This window comes from Nostoc sp. C052 (assembly GCF_013393905.1).
GTDB lineage: Bacteria > Cyanobacteriota > Cyanobacteriia > Cyanobacteriales > Nostocaceae > Nostoc.
This window is the reverse complement of the sequence record NZ_CP040272.1, coordinates 5896102-5911484: the sequence shown is the minus strand read 5'-3', so window position 1 is coordinate 5911484 and position 15383 is coordinate 5896102. Positions and strand designations below refer to the sequence as shown.

The following is a 15383-nucleotide window of genomic DNA, read 5'->3' as shown; positions in this document are numbered from 1 at the left end:
TCATCAGTGGGCAAAAGTTTAGGCGATCGCTCACTGATGATTTCTCTATTACAGCAGTTTTCATGTATTTGAACTACATCTGTCGTAAGGGCACAGCATTGCTCATTGGTGTCAACATAACGTGAAACGGGCGGTTAGAAACCGCGTCTACACAAACAAAAGCTACCGATCCTGGGTTTCAAAGCCTGAATTTGAATTTAGTCCGCAAAGGCGGACTTCGCCTGTGTAGCCGCGTTCACGCAGTGTGCCGCAGGCAATTCTATTCGCTTAAATTTGTTGTAAAAGCCAATACGATCAAAAATTAACCAGGATTTTTATAAGATATCTATAAATATGAATATGTGGCTAGTAGTAGCTTTTATCTGTTTTGGTTGGATATTGTCTTTATGTTTGCATGAGTTTGGTCATGCAATAGCAGCATATTGGGGTGGTGATACTTCTGTCAAAGATAAGGGGTATTTGACATTGAACCCACTCAAATATACCGAACCGAGTTTGAGTTTGATGATGCCGTTATTTTTTCTCCTCATTGGCGGTATTGCTCTACCTGGGGGAGCAGTTTATATTAATCACAGTCGATTACGCGATCGCAAATGGAAAAGTGCGGTTTCGGCTGCTGGCCCAATTGCCAATTTGATTCTAGCTTACCTGCTATCACTGCCTTTTCAATTGGGTTGGGATTCTTTAGCTATCGAAAATCCAAATTCAGTTTTATTTGCTTTGATTACTGCCCTAACTTATATAATTTCCCTAAATATCTATGTCGTTTTGATTAATTTATTACCTATTCCTGGCCTAGATGGTTATGGAATTATCGAACCGTGGCTGCCAAAAGCAATTCAACAGCAAATCAATCAGGTTGCTAAATATGGAATTTGGATATTGATTGGTTTGTTATGGTTTGCCAGACCTTTTAACCAGTTTTTATGGAATTTCACTCATACAATTAGCGAATATCTTCATCTCCCAGAAAATTTAACTGTTTTTGCGAATGCAATATTTAGAGAGAATTCGCGGTATTTAGTTATTGGATTAGTTTTAGTTTTATGGATATTTAGAGATCAAAACCAAGAGTTACAGAGACAAGGTGATAAATTAGTCTCATCGCGACAATATGAGCAGGCGATCGCTTGCTATGACAAAATAATTAAAAATAAACCCAAAAATGCTGATGCTTGGTATTGGCGAGGCTACGCGCTTTATTCTTTAAACAAACATGATGAAGCGATCGCCTCCTACGATCGAGTAATTAAGATTCAACCAAACTACGTTAATGCTTGGTATTCACGGGGTTATTCCCTTTATTTTTTGCAAAGATATGCAGAAGCAGTTGATTCATATCAAAAAGCTTTGGAAATCAAATCTGATGATTCAAAAACTTGGTACTATCAGGGCATTGCTCTTACAGATTTAGGACGCGATGAAGAAGCTTTAGCAGCATATAAACAAGCGATTGCCATTCAGTTAGATTTTTATCAAGCTTGGTATAAACAAGGCGAAACCTTGGCAAAATTACAGCGTTATGAAGAAGCGATCGCAGCCTACGATAAAGTAATAGAAATTAGACCAGAAGATAGCAATACTTGGTGGTTACGAGGACAAGCTTTAGCAGCACAGAAAAATTATCAAGCAGCCTTAGACTCATACAATCAAGCAATTACAATCTATTCTGACTTTTATGGTTTCTGGCTGGATCGTGGCAATGTCCTATATTATTTACAACAATATGAAGAGGCGATCGCCTCTTACGAAAAAGTTATTGAATTAAAGTCAGATAACATCAATGCTTGGAATAACAAAGGTGGCAGTTTGATAAAATTGCAACGTTATGAAGAGGCATTGATTGTCTACGATCTAGCAATTGAAATTAAATCTGACAATGCTGATTGCTGGTATAACAAAGCCTGTTGTTACGCACTACAAAACAACGTCACTCTAGCAATAGAAAACCTACAACAATCAATCAAACTTGAAGCAAATAGATTGGAAAATGCTAAAACCGATCCTGATTTTGATACGATTAGAGAATATGAGAGATTCCAAATTTTAATTGACGAATATAGTTAAGCTGTTGCGCCTTTAATTTGCACTAATATTTTCCAATATGATTGTGGGGTGGGCAAGATGCCATTTAAATACTTCTCAGTTAAGGGGAAAGGGGGAAAGAGAAAAGGGAAAGAAAAAACCTTTAACCCAAACCTAGTACCTTTTACCCCAAACCCGATTCCGAGTTAAAAATGCAAAACCCGAGAAGTATTGGATGCCATTTCAATTTCTAATTCTTGTACTTTATTCTATAATTGCCACCTCTTGCTTTTGTCTAGCTTGCAAACTTTGAGTTACTAAATTGTAGATTGAAGTTAGCTTCAGCCTTGTAAATATCTCAAGTTTGTATAGTTGTGGTAGAAGTGCGATCGCACTTCTACCCTTTTAGTATTTAAGCATTTGTACCCAGAATAGAAGAGTCATAGTGCTGTAACAAATCTTCTGGATCGTTGTAAATTGCGATCGCTCCCGACAGTTGTTCATCGCTAAAGCCACCGCAGCGCAAACCAATCACAGCTACCCCTGCTTTGCCGGCAGACTCAATATCGTAAGGCGAATCTCCTAGCATCACTACTTTATCCGGTGTCATTTGTCCTTTATTCAAGGCAGCTTCTACAATGTCAGGAGCAGGTTTAGATGCTTCAGCATCATCGGATGTAGTTACTTCCGTGAGCAAATCATCTACTTGGGCAATTTTGAGCATGATATCGAGTTCTTGAGAACTGGCTGAACTAGCGACAACCAGATGCAATCCCGATTCCTGCATCTTTAATATTAATTTTCTGCTTCCATTAGCAGCAGTGATTTGTGGTATATATTTGTCAAGTAATAGTTTTTTGCGTATTTGAGCGATCGCTTTGCCAGTTCCTTCTTCACCATTTAATTCTGGCACTACTTTGGGAATCAGTTGATCTCCACCCATGCCCATAAGTGGTCTAATTGTTTCAAATGGCACTTGCAAGTCATAAGCTGCAAATGCCTCTACCCAGGTATTTGCATGAGCATCATTACTTAAAACTAGTGTTCCATCAATATCTAAAATCACCCCTTCTAATGCCATGAAAAACCTCGGCTGACGTTTTGTTTCATAGCTGATGATGGCATGGCAAATAATTTACTTCATCGTCCTAACAGAAGAGAAGGGGGTTAGAGAAAAGATTGGTTCCAATACGCTTCGGTTAAGGTTTTTTGATGAAAATTATAGATCGCAAGGACGAGATAAATCGCCGTCAAGAGGAAAGACCGATTATTGTAGAGACGGCGATTTATCGCAATACTACTCGGGTTTTGCATTTTTAACTCGGAATTTGATTTGGGGAAAAGGTTAAAGGGTAAGGGTTAAAGGTTTTTTCTTTCCCTTTCCCCCGCCCCTTCCCCTTTTCCCCAAAACCCGACAAGTATTGCTGTGAGTTTTTGCGATTGCTTCTTCGTTCCTCCTCTCTACGAGACGCTGTTCGCGAACGCTGCGAACAGGCTGACAGAGCGATCGCACAATCCTATTGCTAGATGACGAAACCAAGTACTAGGGGGAATTTTAAGACTTGTGTGTACACCGTAGCCTTTATAAGGCGAGGGTTAGAGTGGGGTAAAAATATTTGAACATCAATCAGGACTTTTCAAACATCCTCTAATAAGTCGGGTATCTACTGATTCACCACTGATTTAAGATTGCTATATTTCATAACCGTTTATCTTATATCCAATACCATAAAAGTACACCAATCTAATTATTCTTTTGTCAATAGTAATTATTAGAATTCTCAATAGTACTAAATGTTAATTCTTTGCAAAAATAGTATTTACTATAATTTAATACGTGCGATATAACCTGATGCTTTGATAAGTCAAATCAAGAATAAACTTTCTGATTTGCAAATTTTAAAGTTAACAAGACTATCTTGCTAACTTTAAAATCACTTATCAATACCATTTAAATATCGCAATTAAGTTTGTCACCATTTAATATATAGATTGGGAGTTGTCATGGCAAAATATCTATTAGCTTCTGCTGGGGGAGTGTGCTTTTTATGGTTAATTGCTGGTTTATCACCAGTACAAGCCCTGCCTAATTTAGAGATTGAAAATAAAAATCTAACAATTTATCAAGATGTTGAAAGCCATGAAAAAGTTTATTTAAACAAAAGCAATTTAGCCAATACTATTTCTGATGAATTACCGATATCTAATGAAAGCCAAAAAAAATTAGAGGTGGATTCTGCTAATAATTCTTTGCAGGCAATCACACCGCAATCTGCAAATTCATCTCAACCATCAGACAAACTTGCACAAGTAACATCCGTATCCCAATTGTCTGATGTACAGCCGACAGATTGGGCTTTTCAAGCACTCCAATCTTTAGTTGAGCGCTATGGTTGTATCGCAGGTTATCCCAATCAAACCTATCGCGGTAATCGGGCGATGACTCGCTATGAATTTGCTGCTGGCTTAAATGCTTGTTTAGACCGAATCAACGAACTGATTGCGACTGCAACTGGTGATTTGGTCAAGAAAGAAGATTTAGCCACGTTGCAGAAACTACAAGAACAATTTGCAGCGGAATTGGCAACATTGCGAGGTCGAGTAGATGCTGTAGAAGCTCGCACAGCAAAACTAGAAGCAAATCAGTTTTCTACTACTACAAAACTTAATGGTGAGGCAATTATTGCTGGGATTGGTGCTACTGGCGGCGCTCCCAATAACAGCGACTCGAACATCATCTTAGTCAATAGAGTGCGGTTAAATCTCACCACTAGCTTTACTGGTAAAGATTCATTAATTACTGGATTGCAAGCCTATAACTTTTTGGGTGGAGCCGATGGACAGGGTAGCTTACAACAAAGTTTAGGATTAGCTTCGCCGCTTTTAAGTGCAAGTAGCGCTCGTACCAGTTTTGAGCCGCAATTTCCGGGGATAAATGTCAATACTTTGTCGGGTGTTGGCGCAAACAGTGTTCAGCTTTACAAATTGCTGTATATTTTTCCCGTCGCTAATAAATTAACCTTGTTTGCGGGAACTGCGGCGGAAACATCAGATGCTTTCCCAGCAATTACGCCTTTTTATGGTGAAGGACAAGAATCAATTTCTCGTTTTGGCAACTTGAATCCTGTGCTACGGGTTTCTGGTGGAACTTCGGGTACTGGTTTAGCATCGGCGGCGGGATTTATTTTTAATATTTCGCCAAATTTGGATTTAAGAGCTTTATACGGCAGCGTAAATGCCAATTTACCCGAAAAAGCTGCTAGTGAGGCAGTACCAGGAGTTTCTACTACACCTTTGGGAGCAGGTTTATTTAGTGGTAGTAGTATTATTGCCACACAGTTAACCTTCAAGCCAAGTCCCGCTCTGGATATTGGTTTAAACTATGCCCACAGTTATCACGAAATCAATATTTTGGCTACAGGATTAGTTAGTAGTGATATCGGTGCTTTAGCAGGGGTTGCAACTGGAACACCGCTCACACTCAACTCTGTTGGCGGTACGGTAACATGGCGATTATCTCCCAAGATAGCCTTATCTGGTTACGGTGCAGCAATATTTGTTGATGCTGCTTCAAATAGCGTGAATGCTTCCACCACCTTTACAAGTTGGATGGCGGGAGTTCACTTCAGAGATTTATTCAAGTCAGGAAACACTGCTGGGATTCTTTTTGGTCAACCCCTTTACCGTACTGATGCTAGTGGTTCGGCTCAACTTGGTGAAAATCGGGCTACTCCTTACCATTTAGAAGGGTATTATCGCATGAAAGTCAACGATAATATCAGCATTACTCCTGGTGCTTTTATTCTGTTTAACCCAGAAGGTGACAGCAGAAACGAAACAACAACTGTAGGTGTACTTCGTACTACTTTTACGTTTTAACATGAGTAGCAAAGTAGTACAAACTTACCGAAGAAGAATTCAGAATTCAGGAGTCAGAATCCAGAATGGATTCTGTGCGACTGGATGGAGAATCGAGGTTTAAAGCCCCCGATTTTAAGACGCTCGCGGACTTGCTTTCCGCGTCGCTATCGTGGAGGAGAAAAAATTCTGGCGTTGCTGAAACCCCTGACTTGACTGCTGGGGTATTCTGAATTCTGTTAGCGCAGCGGGGCGTAGCCCATTCTGTCTTCTGACTCCTTCTCATCTTTTTTGGTTGTGTTTTAATACTTTTTAAATCTGTAAAAAGTTAGCGATCGCTTGTGGTAATGGCAGAATGATTACAATCAACAAAGCCATTGCCAGTAATCCCCAAACGTCACGTTGGTTATCCAATTCAGTCACATCATTTAGCGCCGGTTCGTCAATCAACGGCATAAATAATAAGATAATCGCCCACACCAAAAATTCTTCTCGTACTAAAGCCAGTAATAGCAACAACATCCGAGCAATTTGACCAATTACCAGAGCAGTTCTTTGTCCAAACATCGCATGGACAATATGACCGCCATCTAGTTGTCCCACAGGCATTAAATTTAACGCTGTGACAATTAGTCCCAGAAAACCTGCGACTGCAACTGGATGCAGGTCAAGGGCTGATTTTGCTGTTAACTGACTTCCCAAAGCTAGCTTCGAGAGTATCGCCAGTAAAATTGAATATTTGGGATTGAGGGCATCAGGATTTAAAAGTCGGGTTTTTTCATTCAGAGAAACTATATCAGAATGAGCCAAGCCCCATATTAGTAATGGCAAGGTAACAATAAAACCTGCAAATGGCCCAGCAATACTAATATCAAATAAAGCTTTGCGGTTGGGAATGGGACTACGCATCTGAATAAATGCACCAAAAGTTCCCAAGAAGAAAGGCACGGGAATAAAGTAAGGCAAGGTCGAGCGAATCTTGTAAAATCTCGCTGTCAAATAATGCCCAAGTTCATGAATGCCCAAAATAGTCATCAATCCTAAAGCATAAGGTAATCCCTTGAATAGGACATTTGGGTTAGATAGAACTGTGAATAGAGAGCCAATATTCCATATAGGCGGCAGAGTAACACCAGCAATTTCCACACCGACCAAGGTAGTAGTTAGTAAAGTAGCTACGAGTAGTAGAAGTGCTAATCCTGGTCGACTTAAGCGTTCTTGGTCGCGTCGTGGTGTATTTCTTTCTTTAGCAGCTTGAACGTTAGGAACCAGCACAAAGAAAGGTTTATCATTTAGACCTTCTTGAAAGATCAGCAAGAAGCGATCGCCAAATTGTGCTTCAATATTAGTCTTAATCTGCTGGTAAGCATTGCTGGCTTTAGTTCGCAACTGACCACGACAAATTACAGATTGGGGTCGATACTCAATATTTTGAACGTAGTATACAGACCAAGGAAAACAATTTCGTAGTAGGGTTTCTTCTATTGGTTCAATGGGACGCACTATTGGTTCTGGGGTAGGCTGGATAGTCGGCTGCGATTCAGAGGCTTGGGGTTGGGCTTCGGTTTGTGTATCTCTTGGTACTTGACGCCCCCATTGAAACAACATCCAGTACAACACTGTGCAAACAAATATTGACCAGATGATCAGCCCTGGCGGTGGCGGTTGTTTTGCACCGTAGAACAGTGTCCATCCACTCAACAGAAATGCTGGTGTCATTAAAACCAGCCACAACAACCATACTGGTGTTCGGGTGATGTGAGCGACGCTGTGCTGCACCATTAGATAAGTAGCTAGCCCCAGCAGGAGGATAAACAGAAACCAAAATGCCATATTATCTTCAGTAATTTTGACAAAACGCCCCACCAGTAGCTTCAGCACCATAGCATTAACTACAAGGCAGACCTCAAATCCCAATTTTTTTCATAAAGGTTAACAGGGGATTGGGTATTGGGTATTGGGGATTGGGGGGGTGTGGGAGGTGTTGGAGGAGAGGGAAGCAAAATTCTCATCTCCCCACACTCCCTCATCTCCCCAGTCCCCAATCCCCAGTTCAATCTTGAGAATTGCCACACTGTAACCAGATTGTCTACTTTGATTATGTGCCCTTTACCTCAACAACCAAGTCATACAACTAAGCCACCACGGGCTGTCTTCCTTGACGGAGTTCCTAGCGGAAGTTCTCTGCAATCGGACTTCGCACAAGAGAGCATTTTTGCTTTTCCACCCAATCGGGACACATTAGGAGGAACCTCTTATCTTATTGTAAGAAATGAAGGCAATATCCTCATAGATTGCCCTGCCCTAGAGCAAACAAATCAAGATTTTTTGCAAACTCATGGAGGCGTGCGTTGGTTATTTCTTACCCATCGAGGCGCGATTGGCAAGACTGCTGAATTTCAGCAAACCTTTGGCTGCGAGGTGCTGATTCAAGAGCAAGAAGCTTATTTATTACCAGGCTTAACAGTAACTACCTTTAGGCAAGAATTTACTCTTGATGCAGCAACACAAGTGATTTGGACACCAGGTCACTCTCCTGGTTCATCTTGTCTTTACTATAGTGAACTTGGAGGTATATTGTTTTCTGGTCGCCACTTAGTTCCTAACCAGCAAGGTGAACCAGTACCATTACGGACAGCTAAGACCTTTCACTGGCCAAGACAAATTCAAAGTCTTCAATTATTGTTAAAAAGTTTTACACCAGAAACTCTACGGTACATTTGTCCTGGAGCTAATACAGGCTTTCTCAGAGGCAAGCGATTCATCGATCAAGCTTATCAACGCCTCGCGTCTTTAGATTTATCAACTTTGCTGCGACAGACTCTTTAGAAGCACGATTAAGAAGTAAAAAGTAAAAAGATAATCTCCCTAAATTTATTTATGGGGATTTAATAAGGACATATTATTTCTCTCTACGAGACGCCAAAGGCGAACGTGCTATGCATCTCGAAATAAATGTTTTTATTTAGTTACATAAATAAATTTAGTTGCTCTGTAACCATTTTTTCTTATTCTTTCTTTTGCCTTTTAACTCTTTAGTTTGCCTTGTTCGGTCACTTTGTTCTCTTGCTCATACCCAATCCCCAGTCCCTAATCCCTAATCCCCAATCCTCTAACATTTGTTAACTAATATATTGTCATGGGAATTATAACGTTAGCATACAGAAATTTTCGTAAAAGTTATGAGCGCAAAAGTTGATGGAACTTTAAAGATCGCTGGGTATCAAACTATAGAAGAACTTTATTCAGGTTCTCGTACTCAAGTGTATCGGGCAATTCGAGAATGCGATCGCCTACCAGTTGTCATCAAGCTCTTAAAACGAGAATACCCCACTTTTAGCGAATTAGTACAGTTTCGCAACCAATATGCGATTGCTAAAAATCTAGATATTGCCAACATTATCAAACCCTACAGCCTGGAAGCCTATCACAATGGCTATGCCCTAGTGATGGAGGACTTTGGTGGCATTAGCTTACGGCAATTTACTCAAGGAAAAACACTGACATTAGAGCAATTTTTACCCATTGCTCTGCAACTGCTAGACACCTTACACCAGTTACATCAACAGCGCGTCATTCACAAAGATATTAAACCAGCCAACATCTTGATTCACCCTCATACGAAACAAATCAAGCTGATTGACTTCAGTATTGCCTCACTCTTACCACGAGAAACTCAGGAGATCCAAAGTCCTAACGGGTTGGAGGGAACGCTAGCGTATCTGTCGCCAGAACAAACTGGAAGGATGAATAGGGGTATTGACTACCGCAGCGACTTTTATTCATTAGGCGTGACTTTCTTTGAACTACTGAGCGGAAAATTGCCCTTTGAATCCCATGAGCCGATGGAGTTGGTGCATTGCCACATTGCGAAACTTCCACCCATTGTCTGCGATTTCAAACCCGATTTGCCCTTGATGCTGGGTGAGATTATCCGCAAACTGATGGCGAAGAATGCCGAAGACCGCTATCAGAGTGCTATGGGACTTAAACATGACCTTGTTACCTGCTTAGAACAGTGGCGAGAAACAGGTAAGCACACTTGGTTTGAGTTGGGACAGCGAGATATTAGCGATCGCTTTCTCATTCCCGAAAAACTTTACGGACGCGAAGCGGAAGTACAGACGTTACTGGAAGCATTTGGCCATGTTGCCAATGGTGGCTCCCAACTGATGTTGGTGGCAGGTTTCTCTGGCATTGGCAAAACCGCAGTCATCAATGAAGTGCATAAACCGATTGTGCGCTGGAACGGCTACTTCATCAAGGGCAAATACGACCAATTCAACCGCAACATTCCTCTGTCTGCTTTTGTCCAAGCCTTTCGTGATTTGATGGGACAGTTGCTTAGTGAAAGCGATCGCCAACTAGAGCAATGGCAGAGTAAGATTTTAGCCGCAGTTGGAGATAATGGGCAAATCCTGATCGAGGTGATTCCAGAACTGGAGCAGATTATCGGTAAACAGCCTGCGATCGCAGAATTATCGGGTAGTGCGGCACAGAACCGTTTCAATCTGCTGTTTCAAAAGTTTATCCAAGTTTTTACGACACCAGAGCATCCGTTGGTGATGTTTCTCGATGATTTACAGTGGGCAGATTCGGCATCGCTTAATTTGCTGAAGCTGTTGATGACTCAGAGTAATTGCGGCTATCTATTGATTATTGGTGCGTACCGCGATAACGAAGTATTTGCAGCTCATCCACTTATATTAACCCTAGATGAAATTGAAAAGGCATCTTCCCACATCAAGACTCTGACTCTAGCTCCCTTGAGTCAAGCAGATGTGAACCACTTAATCGGCGATTCCCTCAGTTGTACAACAGTCCAAGCATTGCCGTTAACAGAGTTGGTTTATCAAAAAGCTAAAGGTAATCCCTTTTTCACGACTCAGTTTTTGAAAGCGCTACATGAGGATAGGCTGATTACCTTTGATTGGGAGGCAGGTTTTTGGCGGTGTGATGTGACACAAGTACGAGCGATCGCTATCACCGATGATGTGGTGGAATTTATGGCCCAACAGCTTCAGAAATTGCCCGATATCACTCAAGATGTTTTAAAACTGGCAGCTTGTATCGGCAATCAGTTTGATTTGGCGACGTTAGCGATCGTTTCTGAAAAGTCACAGACGGAAACTGCTTCGGACTTGTGGAAAGCATTGCAAGAAGGATTTATCATTCCTAATAATGAAGTTTATAAGTTTTATCAGGATTCCTCATTGGTGATTGGTCATTTGCAAATGACAAATGACAAAGGACAAATAACGGTTTACAAATTTTCGCACGATCGCGTCCAACAAGCTGCTTATTCTCTCATCCCAGAGGAGCAAAAACGGGCAACTCATCTCAAAATTGGGCAACTGTTGTTGCAGAAGACTTCGCTTAACGAGCAGGGCGAAAAATTGTTTGATATCGTCAATCATCTCAATGTCGGGCAATCTCTGATTACTCAACCATCTCAACGCCATGAACTCGCCGAGTTAAATCTTGCTGCCGGACGCAAAGCCAGAGCAGCAACAGCTTACAGTGCTGCGATCACCTATTTTCTTGCGGGCATTGACCTGCTTCTGGGCGATCGCTGGCAACATCAATATCAGCTCTGTCTCGCCCTCTATGAAGGCGCAATAGAGGCAGCTTACCTCAATACCGATTTTGAACAGATGGAAGAGTTAGCAGCAACGGTGCTAACTCATACTCATTCCTGGCTTGATCGGGTGACTACATATCAGGCTAAAATCCAAGCCTGCATCGCCCAAAATCAACATCTAGAAGCTTTGCGGCTGGCGCGAGAAGTGCTAAATCAACTGGGAGTGCATCTGCTAGAAGAACCTACCCAGGTAGAAATTAAGCAGGGGCTTCAGCACACCCAAACACTTCTGGCCCAGCGATCGATTGAATCATTGCTGGAATTACCCGAAATGACTGCACCGGAGCAAAAAGCAGCAATGATTATTATATCCAACATCATGTCTGTTGCTTATCAAGTTGCTCCAAACCTGTTGCCTTTGCTCACCTTTGTTCAAGTTGATTTATCCGTGCAATACGGGAATACAACGGAGTCAACCTATGGTTATGTCCAGTATGGGGTAATGTTGGTTGCTATTTTGAAAGATATTGATGCAGGCTATCGCTTTGGGCAATTAGGGATGAAGCTGTTGCAGCGCATTGATGCCCGCAAGCTCGCTGCTAAAACCATTTTTGGATTCAACACCTGCCTCGCACATTGGCGAGAACCCGCGAAAGACACGCTAACCGGGTATCTGCAAGCTTACACCAGTGGACTAGAAACAGGCGATCTTGAGTATGTTGCCCTCAGCCTCTTAGGCTACAGCTACACCGCTTATTTCTGTGGGCAGGAACTTTCTACTCTCAAACAGACGATGGATGAACACCGCAAAGTCATCCAGCAACTCCGTCAGAATGGCTATTTTCGCATTCAAAGTATTTACTATCAAGCGGTACTCAATTTGCTGGAACCTACGGGTGAACCAGATCGATTGTGTAGCCAAGACTATGATGAGGATGAGATGATTCAGCTTCATCTCCAAGGCAATCAATTGATTGCCCTCTATCAACTTTATTTCAATAAACTGCTCCTTTCCTATCTGTTCCATCGCTATGAACAAGCGCTCTTAAATGCCCGTTTGACAGAACAGTATTCGGGCGCAGCAGCAGGACTGATGCATGTTCCGCTCTTCTCCTTCTACGATGCGCTGGTGCAATTAGCGATTTATCCAACTGCTAGTCACACAGAGCAAGCAGCTATTCTAGATCAGGTTTCTGCACATCAGGAGAAACTTCAGGAGTGGGCATTTCATGCACCCAGCAATCAGGCTCACCATTGGGCACTAGTTGCCGCAGAACGGTGTCGAGTTCTAGGTGAAAAAGTCAACGCAACAGATTTGTACGATCGCGCCATCACCGCAGCCAAAGAAAACGGTTATATCCAAGAAGAAGCATTGGCGAACGAACTAGCCGCCAAATTTTACCTCGATTGGGGCAAACAGCGTATAGCTGGGGAATACCTGACCCAATCTTACTACGGCTATGCTCGTTGGGGTGCTAAAGCCAAAGTCGCCGACTTGGAACGACGCTATCCCCAACTTCTTGCCCCCATCCTTGAACAAACTCGTGCTCCTTTCTCAACTAACGAAACTATCTTTACCTTGGGGAGTGTCACCTCCACTTGTTCCGCCACCTCCAGCAGTAGCAGCGTCTCTGTTGCTTTAGATTTAGCCGCCATTCTCAAAGCTTACCAAACCCTTTCTGGGGAAATCGAACTCGAAAAATTGCTAAAAGCATTAGTGCATATCGTTATTGAAAATGCCGGAGCCGATAAGTGTGTGTTCATGCTTTTGGAGTCAGATCGTTTGCTAATTCAGGGGTTAGCACAGCTTTCTGTGAGTGGTGTACAGAACCAGGCTGCTGAAGTCGATTTTTATCCAATGTTGCTCAACCCACTGTCTGTTGAAGACTCACCTGATGTGCCAGTTGGCTTAATTAATACCGTCAAACGCAGTTTACAACCTGCGGTAATTGTTGATGCCACGGTGCATCCGCAATTAATCAATGACCCGTATATTCAGCAACAACAGCCCAAGAGTATCTTGTGCAGCCCGATTTTGCATCAGGGTAAGTTGTTGGGCATATTGTATTTAGAAAACAATTTGGCAACCGGAGCCTTTACCAGCGATCGCGTCGAACTGCTCAACTTACTTTGCGCCCAAGCGGCGATTTCTCTGGAAAATGCCCGACTTTATCGAAATTCCCAAAACCATGCTCAACAGTTAGAACAATCTCTAGCGAAATTGCAGGCTACTGAAATCCGCTTCCAAAATTTGGCGAATAATATTCCTGGAATGGTTTACCAATTCCGTCTGGCGGCTGACGGTTCAACTTCAACACCCTATGTTAGCTCTGGCTGTTTCGACTTGTATGAGTTAGAGCCAGAGTTGGTGATGGCGGGGACGCATAGTGTTTACGCCATGAATCATCCTGAAGATCAACCAAGGATTCTACAAGCGATCGCCGACTCTGCCCAAAATCTCGCACCGTTTGAGCTAGAATGTCGCATTATCGTGCCTTCAGGAACCGTGAAATGGGTTAGATCTACTGCTCGGCCAGAACAACAAGCCGATGGTGCAATCATCTGGGATGGGGTAATGATTGATATTAGCGATGTCTACGAGGAGCTTCACTTACGCAACCAAGCTGAAGCATCTCTAGCCAAAGAACGAGAGTTTTTGAATGTCATTATTCAAACTATTACAGATGGGATTGTTGTCTGCGATCCTCATGGCACGTTGACTTTATTCAACAAAGCAACTTGTGAGTTTCATGGCTTACCAATAGAATCATTACCACCAGAACAATGGACAGAACATTTCGATCTCTATCAACTTGATGGAAAAACACCTCTATCAACTACAGAAATTCCTCTGTTTCGCGCCTTGCAAGGGGAAATAGTCGAAAATGCCGAAATGGTAATTGCACCAAAACATGGTTCTAAGAGAATTTTGTTAGCCAGCGGACAGGCGATCGTCGATTCTTCGGGTAACAAACTCGGTGCGGTAGTTGTAATGCGAGATATTAGCGATCGCAAAAAAGCTGAATTTGCCTTGCAGCAAAAATCACAAGATTTAGAACAAGCATTAACCGATCTGCAAAACGCCCAATTACAAATGGTGCAAAGTGAAAAAATGTCTGCACTGGGCAATTTAGTAGCTGGTGTAGCTCACGAAATGAATAATCCTCTTGGTTTTATTGCTGCTAGTCTCAAACAAGTTAAACCTAACATCGCTGATATTGTTGAACATCTGGCAATATATCAAGAAAGTTTACCTAACAAAAATGACAAAATTCTTAACCACGCCGAAGAAATTGACTTGGATTATAGTTTAGAAGACTTGCCCAAGATAATTGATTCCATGACTATGGCATGCGATCGCCTGAAAAATATTAGCACTAGTTTGCGAACTTTCTCTCGTGCTGATAGAGATTATAAAGTGCCATTTAATATTCACCAAGGCATCGACAGCACGATTTTAATTTTGAAACATCGTCTCAAAGCTAATGAACAACGTCCAGCAATTGAAGTAATAACTGAGTATGGCAATTTACCTCCAGTTGAGTGTTTTCCTGGACAATTGAATCAGGTATTTATGAATATAATTGCCAATGCAATTGATGCTTTAGATGAGTCGAATGTTGGGCGGAGTTTGGCAGATAATCAAGCAAAACGCAATCGAATTAAAATTACTACTTCGGTATTAAAAAATCTTGTTAAAGTTGCAATTTTTGATAATGGTAATGGGATGAATGAAGAAATAAAATCAAAAATATTTGGACATTTATTTACTACAAAACCTGTTGGTAAAGGTACAGGCTTGGGGTTGGCGATCGCACGTCAAATAGTCGAAGAAACCCACGGTGGAAAATTGAGTTTTAACTCTGTTATTGGTGAAGGAACAGAATTTATCATTGAAATTCCAGTATGATTTTTGGCA

At 41.8% G+C, this 15383-nt stretch carries 7 protein-coding genes; 4 read left to right on the top strand and 3 right to left on the bottom strand.

Annotation, left to right across the window (positions count from 1 at the left end; genetic code table 11):
- Positions 1-333: 333 nt before the first annotated feature.
- Complete coding sequence (locus FD723_RS24445; RefSeq protein WP_179067681.1) at positions 334-2067, top strand: tetratricopeptide repeat protein; 1734 nt, start codon at positions 334-336, stop codon at positions 2065-2067.
- Positions 2068-2437: 370 nt separating this feature from the next.
- Here FD723_RS24445 and FD723_RS24440 read toward each other — a convergent pair whose 3' ends face one another.
- Together FD723_RS24440 and FD723_RS24435 are read right to left on the bottom strand one after the other, a co-directional pair.
- Positions 2438-3106 (bottom strand): HAD family hydrolase, encoded by a 669-nt coding sequence (locus FD723_RS24440; protein WP_179067680.1) that lies wholly within the window; start codon positions 3104-3106, stop codon positions 2438-2440.
- 86 nt (positions 3107-3192) lie between these two features.
- Positions 3193-3339 (bottom strand): hypothetical protein, encoded by a 147-nt coding sequence (locus FD723_RS24435; RefSeq protein WP_179067679.1) that lies wholly within the window; start codon positions 3337-3339, stop codon positions 3193-3195.
- A gap of 690 nt (positions 3340-4029) precedes the next feature.
- On the opposite strand from FD723_RS24435, the gene FD723_RS24430 reads away from it, so the two are divergent.
- On the top strand, positions 4030-5904 hold the full coding sequence (locus FD723_RS24430; RefSeq protein WP_179067678.1) for an iron uptake porin: 1875 nt from the start codon (positions 4030-4032) through the stop codon (positions 5902-5904).
- Between the two features lie 291 nt (positions 5905-6195).
- On the opposite strand, the gene FD723_RS24425 is transcribed toward FD723_RS24430, so the two are convergent.
- Positions 6196-7716: a site-2 protease family protein gene (locus tag FD723_RS24425; protein WP_179069266.1), complete on the bottom strand. Its 1521-nt coding sequence runs from the start codon at positions 7714-7716 to the stop codon at positions 6196-6198.
- A 267-nt stretch (positions 7717-7983) separates the two neighbouring features.
- On the opposite strand from FD723_RS24425, the gene FD723_RS24420 reads away from it, so the two are divergent.
- Together FD723_RS24420 and FD723_RS24415 are read left to right on the top strand one after the other, a co-directional pair.
- Complete coding sequence (locus FD723_RS24420) at positions 7984-8712, top strand: MBL fold metallo-hydrolase (protein ID WP_179069265.1); 729 nt, start codon at positions 7984-7986, stop codon at positions 8710-8712.
- A 353-nt stretch (positions 8713-9065) separates the two neighbouring features.
- Positions 9066-15374 (top strand): AAA family ATPase, encoded by a 6309-nt coding sequence (locus FD723_RS24415; RefSeq protein ID WP_179067677.1) that lies wholly within the window; start codon positions 9066-9068, stop codon positions 15372-15374.
- Positions 15375-15383: the final 9 nt, after the last annotated feature.